Annotated in this window: 16 protein-coding genes; 3 read left to right on the forward strand and 13 right to left on the reverse strand. The window is 53.0% G+C overall.

Going from position 1 to position 16,268, the window contains the following annotated elements; translation table 11 throughout:
- Positions 1–76: 76 nt before the first annotated feature.
- The 3 genes from gntR to SK36_RS20270 all read right to left on the reverse strand — a co-directional run bounded on the left by gntR (position 77) and on the right by SK36_RS20270 (position 3,059).
- Entirely contained in the window at positions 77–1,072 is a 996-nt protein-coding gene (gene gntR / locus SK36_RS20260; RefSeq protein ID WP_045448499.1) for a gluconate operon transcriptional repressor GntR, read from the reverse strand.
- Positions 1,073–1,202: 130 nt separating this feature from the next.
- Positions 1,203–1,898: a quercetin 2,3-dioxygenase gene (gene yhhW, locus SK36_RS20265; protein WP_048222930.1), complete on the reverse strand. Its 696-nt coding sequence runs from the start codon at positions 1,896–1,898 to the stop codon at positions 1,203–1,205.
- 123 nt (positions 1,899–2,021) lie between these two features.
- Complete coding sequence (locus SK36_RS20270) at positions 2,022–3,059, reverse strand: oxidoreductase (protein ID WP_048222933.1); 1,038 nt, start codon at positions 3,057–3,059, stop codon at positions 2,022–2,024.
- Positions 3,060–3,518: 459 nt separating this feature from the next.
- On the opposite strand from SK36_RS20270, the gene yhhY reads away from it, so the two are divergent.
- Both yhhY and SK36_RS20280 read left to right on the forward strand, forming a co-directional pair.
- Positions 3,519–4,007: an N-acetyltransferase gene (gene yhhY / locus SK36_RS20275; protein ID WP_045448505.1), complete on the forward strand. Its 489-nt coding sequence runs from the start codon at positions 3,519–3,521 to the stop codon at positions 4,005–4,007.
- Between the two features lie 45 nt (positions 4,008–4,052).
- A complete protein-coding gene (locus SK36_RS20280) occupies positions 4,053–4,937 on the forward strand; it encodes a hypothetical protein (RefSeq protein WP_048222936.1) in 885 nt (294 codons plus the stop codon).
- Between the two features lie 47 nt (positions 4,938–4,984).
- Here the strand turns inward: SK36_RS20280 and ggt are convergent, their stop codons facing one another.
- Positions 4,985–6,730, reverse strand: a complete 1,746-nt coding sequence (gene ggt / locus SK36_RS20285) for a gamma-glutamyltransferase (RefSeq protein WP_048222939.1) — start codon at positions 6,728–6,730, stop codon at positions 4,985–4,987.
- 117 nt (positions 6,731–6,847) lie between these two features.
- Here ggt and SK36_RS20290 point away from each other — a divergent pair, with 117 nt between their 5' ends.
- A complete protein-coding gene (locus SK36_RS20290) occupies positions 6,848–7,291 on the forward strand; it encodes a DUF2756 family protein (protein WP_045448511.1) in 444 nt (147 codons plus the stop codon).
- On the opposite strand, the gene ugpQ is transcribed toward SK36_RS20290, so the two are convergent.
- From ugpQ to livH, 9 genes are all read right to left on the reverse strand, one after another.
- A complete protein-coding gene (gene ugpQ, locus SK36_RS20295; protein ID WP_048222942.1) occupies positions 7,288–8,031 on the reverse strand; it encodes a glycerophosphodiester phosphodiesterase in 744 nt (247 codons plus the stop codon). The genes SK36_RS20290 and ugpQ overlap by 4 nt on opposite strands.
- Complete coding sequence (locus SK36_RS20300; protein WP_048222945.1) at positions 8,028–9,098, reverse strand: sn-glycerol-3-phosphate import ATP-binding protein UgpC; 1,071 nt, start codon at positions 9,096–9,098, stop codon at positions 8,028–8,030. Before SK36_RS20300 ends, ugpQ begins: the two co-directional genes overlap by 4 nt.
- Positions 9,099–9,100: 2 nt before the next feature.
- Positions 9,101–9,946 (reverse strand): sn-glycerol-3-phosphate ABC transporter permease UgpE, encoded by an 846-nt coding sequence (gene ugpE, locus SK36_RS20305; RefSeq protein WP_048222947.1) that lies wholly within the window; start codon positions 9,944–9,946, stop codon positions 9,101–9,103.
- The gene (gene ugpA, locus SK36_RS20310; protein ID WP_045448518.1) at positions 9,943–10,830 is read right to left on the reverse strand and encodes a sn-glycerol-3-phosphate ABC transporter permease UgpA; all 888 of its coding nucleotides are present in this window, start codon (positions 10,828–10,830) and stop codon (positions 9,943–9,945) included. Before ugpA ends, ugpE begins: the two co-directional genes overlap by 4 nt.
- A gap of 100 nt (positions 10,831–10,930) precedes the next feature.
- Positions 10,931–12,247, reverse strand: a complete 1,317-nt coding sequence (gene ugpB / locus SK36_RS20315) for a sn-glycerol-3-phosphate ABC transporter substrate-binding protein UgpB (RefSeq protein WP_045448519.1) — start codon at positions 12,245–12,247, stop codon at positions 10,931–10,933.
- Between the two features lie 304 nt (positions 12,248–12,551).
- On the reverse strand, positions 12,552–13,265 hold the full coding sequence (livF, locus tag SK36_RS20320; RefSeq protein WP_136345540.1) for a high-affinity branched-chain amino acid ABC transporter ATP-binding protein LivF: 714 nt from the start codon (positions 13,263–13,265) through the stop codon (positions 12,552–12,554).
- Position 13,266: 1 nt separating this feature from the next.
- Positions 13,267–14,034, reverse strand: a complete 768-nt coding sequence (livG, locus tag SK36_RS20325; protein WP_003023438.1) for a high-affinity branched-chain amino acid ABC transporter ATP-binding protein LivG — start codon at positions 14,032–14,034, stop codon at positions 13,267–13,269.
- Positions 14,031–15,308: a branched chain amino acid ABC transporter permease LivM gene (livM, locus tag SK36_RS20330; protein ID WP_045448520.1), complete on the reverse strand. Its 1,278-nt coding sequence runs from the start codon at positions 15,306–15,308 to the stop codon at positions 14,031–14,033. Before livM ends, livG begins: the two co-directional genes overlap by 4 nt.
- Positions 15,305–16,231 carry a high-affinity branched-chain amino acid ABC transporter permease LivH gene (gene livH / locus SK36_RS20335; RefSeq protein ID WP_045448521.1) on the reverse strand — a complete coding sequence of 309 codons (927 nt, stop codon included), beginning with the start codon at positions 16,229–16,231 and terminating at the stop codon, positions 15,305–15,307. The genes livM and livH overlap by 4 nt, the downstream gene beginning before the upstream one ends.
- Positions 16,232–16,268 lie beyond the last annotated feature (37 nt).

Here is a 16,268-nt window from a genome sequence, read left to right on the forward strand (position 1 = left end):
CCGACCGGATAAATGGAGAAGCAATATCCATTCGTGCCAGAAGTGTATAAGTGTGAGCTACTTCAAACTTGTTGGGCTAAATAGATCCGCCCGGTGACAAGGTGAAACCTAAATCTAACATTTTAGGGGTAACTGTTTCACCACGGATACGCGCCAGCAGACGTTCTGCGCCAATGCTGCCCATCCGTTCACGCGGCGTGAGCACACTCGCCAGACGTGGCTCCATCACCTGCCCGATATCGTGACCGTGGAAACCAGCAATCGCCATATCATCAGGGATTTTCAATCCTAACCGCTGGCATTCAAATGCCGCCCCGACAGCCAGGTCATCGTTGGTACAAAAGACACCGTCCAGTTGCGGATATTCACGTCGCGCCTGGCGGATTAGCTCAATACCGGAGGAGTAAGAAGAGGATTGTTCCACCATCACGCTGTAAGGCACCAGGTTCGCATCCCGCATTGCCTGTTCGTAGCCTCTTTGTTTGATGATAGTACGTTCATCAAGACGCGCGCCAAGATAAGCAATATGGCGATGTCCGCGAGCAATGATGGCGGCGGTCATCTGGCGAGCAGCCTCGAAGTTGTCAAAACCCACAGCGATATCAAGACACGGAGTCTGGCTATCCATCAGCTCAACCACCGGGATCCCCGCGACTTCAATCATTTTTAACGTGCGGGGAGTATGACTACGTTCGGTGAGGATCAGACCATCGATATTCCACGACAGCATCGATTCCAGACGCTCTTGTTCCATCTCGGGTTTATAGCCATAGTGCGCCAGCATAGTCTGATAACCGTGAGCGTCAGTAACAGCCTCAATACCGCGTAATACTTCAGCAAAAACCTGGTTGGTAAGAGATGGTAACAGTACGCCGATAGCGCGGCTGGTAGCGTTAGAAAGGATATCAGGAGCACGATTGGGAATATAACCCAGCTCATCAAGTGCAGCGGCAATTTTGCCCCGCAGCGCGACGGAGACCTGCTCCGGATTACGCAAAAAGCGGCTGACCGTCATTTTGGTCACACCCACGCGGTCGGCTACATCCTGAAGTACGGGTCTTTTCTTTTTCATCGTCCTGAAGTATTAAAAAGGGGATAGATATCCCCAGTTTACCACGGACGCGCGGAATTAATGACAAACGATGAAAAGCCGGATGTCGACGCTTTCGCGTTTTATCCGGCCTACAAAGGGTTACAGCACATTAGACTGGCGGCAGGTCAAACAGTAACACTTCACAATCACTGTCGGCATGGATAGAAATCGCCTGCTCGTCCCAGATAGCCAGTCCATCACTGGTGGACGCTTTGGTTCCATTAATAGTCACATTGCCTTTTACCACCTGGATCCAGACGCGGCGTTCAGCGGCAATCTGATGCACTGACTGCTCATCTTTGACCAGCGCCCAACGGTACAGCTCCATATCCTGATAAACCTTAAGCGAACCATCGCGAGCATCCGGCGAAAGCACCAGTTGTTTGCCCTGAGCGGCATCGAAACGACGTTGCTCGTAACGCGGCGTAATACCGTTCTCCTGCGGAATGATCCAAATCTGATACAGATGCAGCTTCTCAGTATCGCTCGGATTGTACTCCGAGTGACGGATCCCCGTCCCGGCGCTCATAATCTGGAATTCACCAGCCGGAACCTGCTCTTTGTTGCCCATGCTGTCCTGATGCTCTACCGCGCCTTCGAGCACGTAGGTCAGGATCTCCATATCTTTATGGGGGTGAGTACCAAAACCCTGACCTGCGTCGATAACGTCGTCGTTAATCACGCGCAGTGCAGAGAACCCCATAAAATTCGGGTCATAGTAGTTGGCAAAAGAGAAGGTATGCCAGGAATCGAGCCAGCCATGATTAGCATGACCACGGTCGTTAGCTTTGCGTAAATAGATCATTGTGTTCACCCCCAGATGTTTTCGATGAAGTAAGTGTGGACTTAATCAGTCTGGGATCATAGAGGGTGAAAATTGACTCCTCTGTTCAAAAAATATGAACAAACCCAGAGGAGTCGGTAAACGCTAATTGGCGAGCGTTATCGTCGCAGGCGATGCCTGTTCAAACGCACGTTCGAGGATTTCCAGGTTGGTAAGAACTTCAGATTCCTTGACGTAATTGGGCGTACCGGATGTCAGTGTCTGGTACAGCGCATCATAGACGCGACCATAGTCTCCCACTTCCGGTTTCACCTCTTCTTTCACCGTCACACCTTCATCATTGACGTACTCCAGCATCCCAATGGAATCGTCGGCGGCAAAACCGGGTTCACCCGGCATGATATTCGCTTTCAGGCTGGTTTCCTGTTGGTCGATACCGTACTTCACAAACGAACCGTTCGTACCGTGGACGATAAACTTCGGGTAGTCGATTTTCACCAGATGACTGGTTTTGACAATCGCCTTCAGATCGCCGTAGAACAGTTGTGCTTCAAAGGTATCATCCGGATTCGCTTTGTTGCGCAGACTACGGATGTCATACGCCACATGATCGGGGCGGCCAAACAGCGAAATAATCTGATCCATCGTGTGCACACCCAGACCATAAAACGCACCGTCCTGCGGCAACCCTGGTTTGGTTTCCGCAACAGGTCGGTAGTAGTCGAAATGGCTTTCAACCTCAACAATCTCGCCCAACTTGCCGCTCTCTATCGCTTTTTTGGCGGTAAGGAAGCAGGAGTCAAACCGACGGTTCTGATACGGAGTAACGGTGAGTCCCTTACTTTTCGCCAGTTCGAACAACACTTTCGCTTCAGCCAGCGTCGGGGTGAAAGGTTTCTCGACCAGTACACTTTTCCCTGCTTCCAGCGCACGTTTGGCGTATTCAAAATGGCTATCGGCGTGGGTGCAAACGATCACCAGTTTCACCTGCGGATCGTTTAAGATCTCGTCGAGGTCGCTGGTGAAGTGAATATGTGAATACTGGGGTGCCTGCTCTTCCGGTTTAGCATGACGACGGAAGATATGAGCAACATGCCAGCTCTCTTTGCGGTTAAGGACGTATGGCAAATGGTAGCGCGTGGTGCTTTTACCAAAACCAATGAATGCGCAGTGTAAGGTCATGGGACAGTCCTTTTGAAGGTGATTGTCTACACCATAGCGCAAAGTGGGGGGAGACTGAATATTGGATTCTTTGCCAGATGTGGCGCGGCCTTATCCGGCCTACAAAACAAAAAAATCGACCATCAGCGTCGCCGTCAGTTTGTTCACGGCAAGCGCGCAGGGCCAGGAGCGTACACAGAGTATGTGAGGATTGTGAGCACAGCCCGGGATTAAGCTGGCAAGCAAACTAGTCCGAAACCGAGCCAAAAAAAAAGCCAGCGCAAGGCTGGCTAAAGTAATACTGGAAGCAATGTGAGCAATGTCGTGCTTTCAGGTTCTCCGTAGGGTTCCCCTGAACGCAGAGCAATAATAATCATTCTCATTCGCACTTGTCCACTTCTTTTTGCAAAAAAATGCAGTTGACGGCATTTTCAATCTCAGCGAGTGTAAATACACAATTAACCCTGCAGGAGATAAGGAATGAGTGAGATAGTGATACGCCACGCTGAACCGAAAGATTACGACGCAATTCGTCAGATCCATGCCCAGCCGGAGGTGTACCACAACACGCTACAGGTTCCTCATCCTTCTTTGGAGATGTGGCAGGAAAGACTCGCCGAGCGATCTGGAATTAAACAACTGGTCGCCTGTGTTGATGATATTGTCGTTGGGCATCTTTCCATTGAAGTCGCACAGCGCCCGCGCCGTAGCCACGTCGCCGATTTTGGTATCTGTGTAGATGCCCGATGGCAGAACCGCGGCGTTGCCAGCGCGCTAATTCGCACGATGATTGATATGTGCGACAACTGGCTGCGCGTCGATCGTATCGAGCTCACAGTGTTTGTCGATAATGAACCTGCTGTTGCGGTCTATAAGAAGCATGGTTTTGCAATCGAAGGCACAGGCAAGAAATACGGCCTGCGCAACGGTGAATACGTTGATGCTTACTTTATGGCGCGGGTGAAATAATTTTTTGGGCGAGTTATATCGCCCTTTATCTTGAAAGGACGCATTGTGAAAAAGGTTTTTTCGCTTGTTCTGCTGGCAGCAATCTTCCCTGGCTATGCCACGACCGTACAGAATCTGGACTCCGTACCCAGCGCCATTCACCATCCGGAAGGTAAGCAGATCTTCACCGAACAAATGATGGGTGCGACACCTGCCAAAGGGTTTGGCGAACTTCCGCAAGGGTTGGATGTGGCCCAATGGATTGCCTGGGTTGCGCCGAATGAAGACCCCAAAAACCTGATCATGAGCGGTGCCAAAGCCTGGGGCAAAAACGGGAAATACATTGGTGTTGCCTGTTTTGCAGATAATCAGGCAGAGGCAGAACAAACCAGGAAACGCGCAGATAACGGCTGTCCGGAAAATTACAGCACCAGCCGCGTCAATAAATTATATCTCGGCGTATTTTCCTGGCAGAATCAACAGTTGCAGCCGATCGCACGTTCAGAAAACCCGCTGGACCAGCTTTCAACATGGAATAACGCTGCCGAGAAAGAGAGCAATGATGAATCGGTCAGACCGCTGGCCTATTACACCAAACTGGATCTGGCCCCTTATCGGATCGCACCCGATACCCTGGCATTCGGGGTACGCGGCGGATACTCTGATGCGTATTCCGGCGGCGGTGCCTTCTATGAAGTGCTGGAGCTCTACGCGATCAAAGATAACAGGATAATCAACGTCTTTTCCGACCTTGTTTACCAATATCAGGATCTCGCCGGAGACTGGAATCAGGATGGAACGCGACAGCACGACATCAGCGAAAGTAAATACATCCTGAAAATGCGTTCAGCAAAAACCGAGGGGTTTTATGACCTGGAACGCGTTGATCTACAGGATAAAAGCAGTCACATATTTCGCTGGTCCGAATCGAAGCAACGGTATCTCCCGTAACCGACAGATAAGGCCTACAGCGTTCCAGACGATGTAGGCCACTAACCTTAGAACCCTGCCGTTAAATCATCCACAGAGCGTGGATCGGAAGCACCATACAGTGCGCCGTCCGGTCCAACCATGATGCTCTGAGTGCTACCCATAGCCTCTTTCAGCACCACTTTCTGCCCCTTCTGCTCCAGCAGCTTGATAGTATCCGGGCTGAAGCCTTTTTCCACACGCAGTTCATCCGGCAACCACTGGTGGTGGAAGCGCGGCGCATTGGTGGCTTCGGCAACGTTCATCCCAAAGTCGATACTGTTCACCACCATTTGCAGCACAGTGGTGATAATTCGGCTACCGCCGGGGCTGCCAGTGACCAGCCAGGTTTTACCATCTTTGACCACGATGGTCGGTGACATCGACGACAACGGACGTTTCTTCGGCCCCACGGCATTGGCATCGCCGCCTACCAATCCGTAGACATTCGGGACTCCTGGCTTGGCAGAAAAATCATCCATCTCGTTATTGAGCAAAATGCCTGTGTTACCCGCCACAATACCAGTACCAAAGGTGGTGTTCAGGGTGTAGGTCACCGCCACAGCATTACCGTCTTTATCCACCACCGAGAAGTGGGTGGTCTGGTTACTTTCATATGGGGCAAGCTTACCTGGCTTAATCTGGCTTGAAGGCCTGGCCTTATTGATATCAATCTGATCGGCAAGGGATTTGGCATAGGCCTTATCGGTGAGTGCCTGCCACGGAACCTTCACAAAATCCGGATCGCCGAGATACTCTGAACGGTCGGCGTAGGCATGTTTCTCCGCTTCCGCCATCACCTGCATGGCATCGGCACTGCCAAATCCGTATTTCTTCATATCGAAGTTTTCGAGAATATTAAGGATCTGCACGATGTGAATACCGCCAGAGGATGGAGGCGGCATCGAGAAAACCTGATACCCACGATAGTCGCCGCTGATTGGCGTACGCTCCACAGCTTTATAGGTGGCTAAGTCCTCTTTGGTCATCAGACCACCGTTCTTCTTCATCTCCGCGGCTATCTGATCGGCAATCGCCCCTTTATAAAACGCATCCGGGCCGTTCTCAGCAATCATTTCCAGGCTTTTCGCCAGGTTTGCCTGTACCAGCTTGTCGCCTTTTTTCAGCGGCTCACCGTCTTTCCAGAAAATGGCTTTGCTGTTCTCGTGGTTTGGGATCACTTCACTGCCGTAGGTCTTTAGATCGTCGGCCAGCGCATCGTTAACCACAAAACCCTCTTCGGCCAGCTTCATCGCCGGGCGCACCACTTTATTCAGCGGCAGGGTGCCATACTTTTCCAGAGCCAGCGAGAAACCCGCCACAGTGCCTGGCGTGCCGGAAGCCAGATGTGAAGTCAGCGACTTTTTCGCATCAGCGTTGCCCTGTTCATCGAGGAACATATCACGGGTTGCGCCAGCAGGCGCCATTTCACGGAAATCAATCGCGGTAGTCTTTCCGTCTTTGGTGCGCAGCAGCATAAACCCACCGCCACCCAGGTTCCCCGCCTGAGGATGCGTCACCGCCAGCGCGTAGCCAACGGCAACGGCGGCGTCTACAGCATTGCCACCCTGCTTAAGGATATCAACGCCAACCTGCGTAGCCAGCGCATCCACGGAGGCCACCATCCCCTGCTGCGCGCGCACAGGATGGAACACATCTTCCTCAACACCGTATGACACCGGTGAGGGTGTCGGCGGTGCGGCGGCAACACTAAAACAACTTCCTGAGAGCAGAGCAGCAATGGCTACCCGGCGTAAAAACGTCGGTTTTATCATCGTTATTCTCCAGATGTATGGGGTCAGCCCCCACTAAGCCTGGTGCATAACTCTGAAATAATCATCGTAACGGTGAATAAGGAGTAAACTTAAGAGATCCCCGGGAGGAGAAAAGCGATGAAACGACTCTTGATATTAGCCATGCTATTGCCGTTTGCAGGCTTTGCACAGCCCATCAACACCATGAATAACCCGAATCAACCTGGTTATCAGATCCCGAGTCAGCAGCGTATGCAGACGCAAATGCAGACACAGCAAATTCAGCAGAAAGGGATGCTCAACCAGCAGTTGCAATCGCAGACGCGTATGCAACAGCAGCATATGGAAAATCAAATCAACACCAACTCCCAGCGAGTACGTCAGTCTCAGCCAGGGGAGTTGAATTCCACCCAACAGCAAATGCTGCCCAACAACAACGGTGGGATGTTAAACGGAGCCCGTAATCCGGACAGCTCGCTGAATAAACAGCAGCAAATGCTTCCGGAGAAAAAGAACGGCGACATGCTGAGACCCTCCAACACGCCGCAGCCTAACGTTCCGTTAAAAACGATTGGGCCTTAATCGGGCTGAAAATCAGGGCCAATCACATCAATAGCATCAGTACAAATGCAGTCCACTCCCCAGCGCAACAGCTCAGCAGCGCGCTGGGGCCGGTTGACGGTATACACCAGAATTCTTAAACCCGCATCGCGCAACGCGTCCACTCTCGCCTCATCCAACAGCTTATGGTTAAGATGAATCGAGATGCAGCCCAGGCGCGCGGTGAGTTCTCGCCAGTCTTCACGCCACTCGTCAAGCAGTAGCCCACGCGGCAGTTCAGGAACAGCCAATTGCGCCGCTTCAAGGGCGTCAATCTCGAATGATGAAAGCAGCGGCGGCGTCATTTCAGCCCATAATTCACGCGCGGCGAGCGCGACGGCTTTCCCCGTGATGGTTCCGCTACCCGTGGTAGGTTTAATCTCTATATTCGCCATCATACCGTGCTGGCGACAGCGCTCAGCCACCTGTGAGAGCAACGGCAACGGCTCGCCTTTGAACTCACCGCTAAACCAACCGCCAGCATCCACACGCAGCAAATCCTGCCAGTTCAGTTCACCGGCAACGCCCCAACCGTTGCTAGTACGCTCGAGGTTGTCGTCGTGCAGTAAAAAGATCTCGCCATCCTTCGACAATTTAGCGTCAAATTCAATCATGGTATGCCCGTATCGCGCCCCCATGTCGATTGCCGCCAGGGTGTTCTCCGGAGCCAGTTTGCCGCCACCACGGTGGGCGACAATATGAGGATAAGGCCAGTTACTCATACGCGTTGTCCTGTTTCGCCATCAAAGAGATGCAAATGATTTTCTGGCAGATGCAGCCATAGCGTACTGCCAGCCGTCGGGCGATGCTGATGTGCCAGTCGCACCACCAACTTTTGCTCACCCCAACGTCCGTGTGCCAGGTTATCTGCTCCCAGCATTTCCAGCGTGTCGACAACCAACGGCACGCCGCCTTCGGCTTGCGAGCTTAGCGCAATATGCTCCGGGCGGATACCCAACGTCATTTTCCGTCCACTATAGCGACGATAGTCATGACCGGCAGGCAACGCCATGCCCCCCTCCAGTTCAAAATGGGTACCCGAGGCGCTGATGTGTCCGTCCATCAGGTTCATGGCCGGGCTACCAATAAAACTCGCCACAAAGCGGCTGGCGGGTTTTTCGTATACCTCGACCGGGGTGCCAATTTGCTCAGCGACACCTTTGTTCATCACCAGCACGCGCTGGGCAAGTGTCATGGCCTCAACCTGATCGTGCGTAACGTATAGCGAGGTGGTTTTCAGTCGGCGGTGCAGATGTTGTAACTCAAGGCGCATCTGCACACGCAGCTTGGCATCAAGGTTAGAAAGCGGTTCATCGAACAGGAATACCGCCGGATCGCGCACAATCGCCCGCCCCATCGCCACACGCTGCCGCTGACCACCGGAAAGCTCACGCAGGCGGCGTTTGAGCAGTTCACCCAGTTCAAGAATACGCGCGGCTTCTTTCACCCTCTCCGCAATATGTTCCTTGCCCATCCCGCGGATTTTTAACCCCCAGGCCATATTTTCTTCCACGCTCATATGCGGGTAGAGCGCGTAGTTTTGAAACACCATGGCAATACCGCGATCCTTTGGCTCCATCTCAGTGACGCGCTTACGATCAATCCAGATGTCACCGCTAGTCACCCGTTCCAGCCCGGCGACCATTCGCAGCAGCGTGGACTTACCGCAGCCCGACGGGCCGACCATCACAATAAATTCCCCGTCCGCAACATCCAGCGTCAGCGGTTGAATAACCTGGGTTTTACCGTCCCAGCTTTTGGTTACTGCCTGTAGTTTTAAACCAGCCATTTTTATTTCTCACTGTCTACTAAACCACGCACAAATGCGCGCTGCATGGCTAACACGATGATTACCGGGGGGATGAGCGTCAGCAGCATGGCTGCCATTACGTGGTTCCACTGCGTGGTGCCTTCGCCAGTGGCGATCATGCCTTTGATGCCTGCCACGGCCGTGCCCAAATTAACGTCGGTAATAATTAACAACGGCCAAAGGTACTGATTCCAGCCGTAGATAAAGGTGATGACAAACAGCGCCGCCAGGTTGGTTTTCGACAACGGCAGCACGATGTCCCGGAAGAAACGCATTGGAGAAGCGCCGTCAATACGCGCCGCTTCGACCAGTTCATCCGGCAGAGTCATAAAGAACTGACGGAACAGGAAGGTGGCGGTAGCCGACGCCATCAGCGGTAGCGTCAGGCCTGCATAACTGTCAAGCATCTTCAGGTTGGCGATAACCTCCACCGTTGGAAAGATACGCACCTCAACCGGCAGCATCAGCGTGATAAAGATCATCCAGAAAAACAGGTTACGCAGCGGGAAGCGAAACCAGACAATGGCAAACGCAGAGAGCATGGAAACCGTAATTTTCCCCACCGTAATGCTGAACGCCATGATGAAACTGTTCAGCATCATCAGCCAGAACGGCGCGCTATTGACGCCCACGCCGTTGACCCAGATGGTGTACATGTTTTCCAGCAGATGCGTACCAGGAACCAGCGTCATCGGCGTTTCAAACACCGCTTTGTTATCCAGCGTCGCCGCGACGAACGCGACGTACAGTGGAAAAAGGATCACCATAATCCCCAGAATCAACATGGTATGGCTGAATATTGTCAGCCCGTGGCGATTCTCAATCATTGGTAACGCACCTTACTTTCGACATAGCGGAACTGCACCACTGTCAAAATAATGACAAGGAACATCAGCACCACTGACTGTGCGGCGGAAGCTGAGAGATCCAGTCCAACAAACCCTTCACGATAGATCTTATAAATCAGCGTAGTGGTCGCCTGTACCGGCCCACCTGCAGTCGCTGCATCGATAACCGGGAAAGTGTCAAAGAAGGCATAAACCAGATTCACCACCAGCAAAAAGAAGCTCACCGGGGCAATTAACGGCAGCGCCAGTTTAAAGAAACGGCGAATCGGCCCTGCACCATCAATTGCAGCGGCTTCTATCAGCGAACGAGGGATAGACTGCAAGGCAGCAAAGAAGAACAGGAAGTTGTAACTAATCTGCTTCCAGACGGACGCGAACACCACCAGGAACATCGCCTGGCCACTGTTTTGCGCATGGTTCCAGTCATAGCCAAACTCACCGAGAAAATGCGTAATCAACCCACGTCCGGGGTTGAACAGGAAGATCCACAGCACGGCAGCGACGGCGGGGGCCACGGCGTAAGGTAATAGCATCAGCGTCTGGTAAAGACGGCTACCACGCACCACATAATCCACCAGTGCGGCAAAAAACAGCGAAACCAGCAGGCCGCTTGCCGTGACCAGCGTACTGAACTTCATCGTTGTCCAGAAAGAGTCGAGGTAGTAGATGTCATGGAACAGAGCGACGAAGTTATCCAGGCCTACAAACTGGCTGGAAAGACCAAACGGATCGACGCTTTGCAGTGAATACCACAGCGCTTCACCTGCGGGCCAGATAAAGAAAATAACGGTGATGACCAACTGCGGGGCAACCAATAAGTAGGGAAGCCAGCGCGAGCGGAACACCGGACGGGATGAGGACATTGAGGTTTGATTCCTGAACAGCGCCGGATGGCGCTACGCTTATCCGGCCTACGCGCATTTGTAGGCCGGGTAAGGCGAAGCCGCCACCCGGCATTTCACATTAAGACTTGGTCGATTGCTCAAAGCGGCGCAGCAACTGATTCCCACGTTCAACAGCGGAATCCAGCGCCTGCTGTGGCGTTTTCTTACCGGTCCATACGCTTTCCAGTTCCTCATCCACGATAGTGCGGATTTGAGGCATATTGCCCAGACGCAGACCTTTGGTAAACGACAACGGCGGTTTGTTCAGCATCTGACGTGTAGCGATATCCGCTCCCGGATTCTTGTCATAGAAACCCTGCTCACGGGTCAGATCGTACGCGGCGGTAGTAATCGGCAGATAACCTGTTTTCTGGTGCCATTCGGCAGCGATTTCAGGTTTCGCCAGGAAGTTGAGGAACTGCGCCACACCCTGGTAGGTTGCTTTGTCTTTACCCTGCATCACCCACAGGCTCGCACCGCCAATAATCGCGTTCTGCGGCGCGCCTTTCACGTCGGCATCGTATGGCATCATGCCTACACCGTAGTTGAATTTAGCGTAGTGACGAATATCAGCCAGAGAACCCGAAGAGGCGGTAGTAATTGCGCAGTCACCGTTGTAGAACTTCTCAGTGGATTCATCTTTGCGCCCGAAGTAGCTGAAATCCCCTTTCTTGTTCAACTCTTCCAACAGAGCAATGTGTTTCACCTGCTCTGGCTTATTGAACTCCAGAACCGCATCGGTACCGTCAAAGCCATTATTTTTGGTTGCAACGGGTAAGCCGTTCCAGGCGCTGAAGTTTTCAATCTGGATCCACCCCTGCCAGCCGCTGGCGTAACCACACTTCATGCCTGCGGCTTTCAACTTCGCGGTGTATTCGGCCAAATCCTGCCAGGTTTTCGGCGGCTGATCGGGATCTAAGCCGGCTTTTTTAAAGGCATCTTTGTTGTAATACAGCACCGGAGTGGAGCTGTTAAACGGCTGAGAGAGTAAGTGCCCGGTTTTAGAGTCGGTGTAATACCCGGACACCGTCGGCACAAACTGGGACTCATCGAAGTTAATTCCGGCCTCTTTAAACACTTCGAAAACTGGCTTAATCGCTTTCGAAGCCATCATCGTCGCCGTACCAACTTCATACACCTGCAGCAGCGCAGGCGCGTTTCCGGTACGGAAGGCGGCAATACCTGCGCTCAGACTCTGCTCGTAATTACCTTTGTACTGCGGAACAATTTTGTAATCGGGGTTGGATTCATTAAAACGTTGCGCCAGTGAATCAACTTCTTTACCCAGTTCGCCTTCCATTGAATGCCAGAATGGGATGGTAGTTACTGCCAGAGCCTGACCTGCAAATGCCAGACTGAGAGCCAGTCCTAAAGCTGTATGTCGTAACGATATCATCGGTTATCTCTCTTGTTGTGCCGGATGCGCGATATCACGCGTTTTATGCTCGCGGGGGTAACATGACATGCTCGAATGACAGAAAAATAACTTTTTTATTACAAAAAAAAGATAGTAAGGCGACAAACAGATGGCAAGGCAGTGAAGGTTATGAGAGGAGAAAGTGGGAGTTAAGACACGTATAGATACGGTGCTGCTTATGAACACTCTGCAGGATGACAACGCTGGTGCGTTTAATCCGGCCTACGATCACGTGTAGGCCGGATTAAGCGTTTACGCTGCCATCCTGTAGTGCCGCAAAGGGCTAACCGCCGAGATACGCGCTGCGTACCGCTTCGTTGGCAAGCAAGGCGTCACCGGTATCGGATAGCACCACATGACCGTTTTCCAGCACGTATCCGCGGTCGGCGAGCTTCAGCGCCTGGTTGGCGTTCTGCTCAACGAGGAAGATTGTCATCCCCTGCTCGCGTAGCTGCTCGATGGTGTTAAAAATCTGCTGAATAATGATCGGTGCCAGCCCCAGGGAAGGCTCATCAAGTAGCAGCAGGCGCGGTTGACTCATCAATGCACGACCAATCGCCAGCATCTGCTGCTCGCCGCCGGACATGGTCCCTGCGCGCTGGATACGGCGCTCATGCAGGCGGGGGAACAGATCATATACCCACTTGATGCGTTCCTGAAACTGGTCACGCTCAGCAAAGAAGCCGCCCATCGCCAAGTTCTCTTCCACCGTCATACGGGAAAACACACGACGTCCTTCCGGAACAATCGCTACCGCTTCACGCATAATTTTCGCCGTCTGCCAGTCGGTAATATCTTTACCGTCAAAGACAATATGCCCGCTTGTAGCACGCGGATCGCCGCACAGCGTACCGAGCAGCGTCGTTTTCCCTGCACCGTTGGCACCAATCAGCGTCACGATTTCACCCTGGTTAATATACAGGCTGACGTCGTGCAGCGCCTGGATCTTGCCGTAGTGGGCACTGACTTTGTCAAAGGACAACATGACTTTTTCCATCTTACGCCTCACCAAGGTATGCGCGGATCACGTCCGGGTTATTACGAATCTGTTCCGGCGTCCCGTTCGCCAGCGGCGTGCCCTGGTTCACCACATAAATACGGTCAGAAATGCCCATCACCAGTTTCATGTCGTGTTCAATCAGCAAAATGGTGGTGTTGTGATGATTACGTAGTTCGGCAATCAGCTCGTCCAGCTCTTTAGTCTCTTTCGGATTGAGACCCGCAGCGGGTTCGTCGAGCATCAGGATTTCCGGCTGCGTGACCATACAACGGGCTATCTCCAGGCGACGCTGATCACCGTACGCCAGGTTACTGGCCTGACGGTTGGCATGCTCCAGCAGACCAATACGCTCCAGCCAGGTAGCGGCGCGGTCCAGCGCTTCACTCTGTGCACGACGGAACGACGGAGTCTTCAGCAAACCAGAGAACACGCCCGTTTTCAGTTGCTGATGTTGTGCTACCAGCAGGTTTTCAATCACCGTCATTTCACGAAACAGACGCACATGCTGGAAGGTGCGCACCACGCCCATACGGGCGATTTGCTGGCCCGGTAGCCCTTCCAGGTGCTGGTCACGCAACTTGATCGTGCCGCCGGTCGGCTTATAAAAGCCGGTCAGGCAGTTGAAGACCGTAGTTTTTCCCGCGCCGTTTGGCCCGATTAACGAAACGATCTCCTGCGGCCTCAGCTCCAGCTCAACGTTGTTGACCGCCAGCAGTCCACCGAAGCGCATCATCAGGCCGTTAACGGATAATAATGGCTGACTCATGCCTGCTCTCCTTTTGCTTGACCGTTTTTCAGCTTCAACTGTGGACGGGTCATCGGCAACAAGCCCTGTGGACGCCAGATCATCATCAGTACCATTAAACCACCCAGCATCAACATGCTGTATTCATTGAAATCGCGCATCAGCTCGCGTGATACAACCAGCAGGACAGCCGCCAGGATCACCGCAAACTGCGACCCCATTCCCCCCAGGACGACAATCGCCAGCACAAAGGCGGATTCGGCAAAGGTAAAAGATTCCGGGCTGACAAAGCCCTGGCGAGCGGCAAACAACGTTCCGGCAAAACCAGCAAACGCAGCGCTGATAGTAAAAGCGGTCAGTTTGATGCGCGTTGGGTTTAGGCCCAGCGAACGACAGGCAATTTCATCTTCACGCAACGCTTCCCATGCGCGACCCAGCGGCATACGTAACAGACGGTTAATGACGAAAAGCGAGAAGACCACTAGCAGCAGCGCCACCAGATAAAGGAAAATCACGCGGTCAGACGGATCATACTTCACGCCAAAGAAGTTGCTGAAGGTATCCCAGCCGCCTTCGCGGGCACTACGACTGAACTCAAGGCCGAAAAAGGTTGGTTTCGGGATCTGGCTGATACCGTTCGGACCACCGGTCACTTCAGTATTGTTGAGCAACAGAATACGAACGATCTCGCCAAAGCCCAGCGTCACAATCGCCAGGTAGTCACCACGCAGGCGCAGCACCGGGAAGCCGAGCATAAAGCCTGCAGCTGCCGAAACCAGCCCCGCCAGTGGCAGGCAGGTCCAGAAACCAAGACCGTAATAGTGGTTCAGCAGCGCGAAGGTGTAAGCGCCAATCGCATAAAAACCACCGTAGCCCAACACTAACAGACCGGAAAGACCAACCACGACGTTTAAGCCCAGACCGAGGATGATATAAATCATCGTCAGCGTGGCGATATCCACCGTCCCACGTGACACCATAAATGGCCATGCCACGGCAATGACCAGCAGCGCCACCAGGAACAGCTTTTGTTTGACAGTTGAGCCGTCAATCGCTGGCAGAATAAACTTCGGTCCGGAGACGCTTTTCAAGCTCTTCTGGAACACCGGACGCAGCAGCTGGAACAGAAAAACCACCCCAGTGCCAATAAACACCCACTGCCAGCGAATATCACTGGCGACATCAACAACCAGCTTAGTGCCATCCAGCTCTAGCTGGACGCCCATAAAGACACCCGCCAGGATGAAAAACATAACGGCAGAGAGCAGCGCCATCGCAAAATGCATTGGTTTCATACTTTCTCTACCTCCGGACGACCCAGAATACCGGTCGGCATCACCAGCAGCACCAGAATCAGCAGTGCGAACGACACCACGTCTTTGTATTCCGTACTCAGATAAGCAGAGGAAAGCGCTTCAGCTACGCCCAGAATCAGGCCGCCGATCATCGCACCAGGAATGCTGCCAATACCGCCGAGAACCGCAGCAGTAAAGGCTTTCATCCCGGCCATAAAGCCAATATACGGATTAATTACGCCGTAGAACTGACCGAGCAGCACACCCGCCACCGCCGCCATCGCCGCACCAATCACAAAGGTCAGCGCAATGACGCGGTCAGTGTTGATACCCAGCAGACTGGCCATTTTCAGGTCTTCCGCACAGGCGCGGCAGGCGCGTCCCATACGTGAATAACGGATAAAAATGGTCAGCGCCAGCATCGCCATGAAGGTCACTATCCAGATAACCAACTGCATGGTAGTGATGGAAGCAGAAAAGTTTTCGCTACTGCCGATAGTCCATTGACCGTTAAACAGGCTTGGCAGCGCCACATCACGCGAGCCTTCCGTCAGGCTGACGTAGTTTTGCAGGAAGATAGACATCCCGATCGCAGAAATCAGCGCAATCAGACGCTTGGAGCTACGCACGGGCCGGTATGCCACGCGCTCGATACTCCAACCGTAGGCGCTGGCAATCACGATAGCACCGATAAATCCGGCCGCCACCAGCAGCCAGCTGGTATCAATGCCCATCATCATCAGCGCGGCGATAATCATAAAGGAGACATAGCTGCCGATCATATACACCTCGCCGTGGGCGAAGTTGATCATGCCGATAATGCCGTACACCATCGTGTAACCGATGGCAATCAGCGCATAGGTGCTTCCCAGCGTGACGCCGTTAAACATCTGCTGCAAAAAATAGAGGAACTGCTCGGACATAAAATAACCTTTCCAAACCCGCCCGGACGGGATATTG

This window comes from Citrobacter sp. MGH106 (assembly GCF_001037495.1).
In the GTDB taxonomy this organism is placed as follows: Bacteria; Pseudomonadota; Gammaproteobacteria; order Enterobacterales; family Enterobacteriaceae; genus Citrobacter; species Citrobacter murliniae.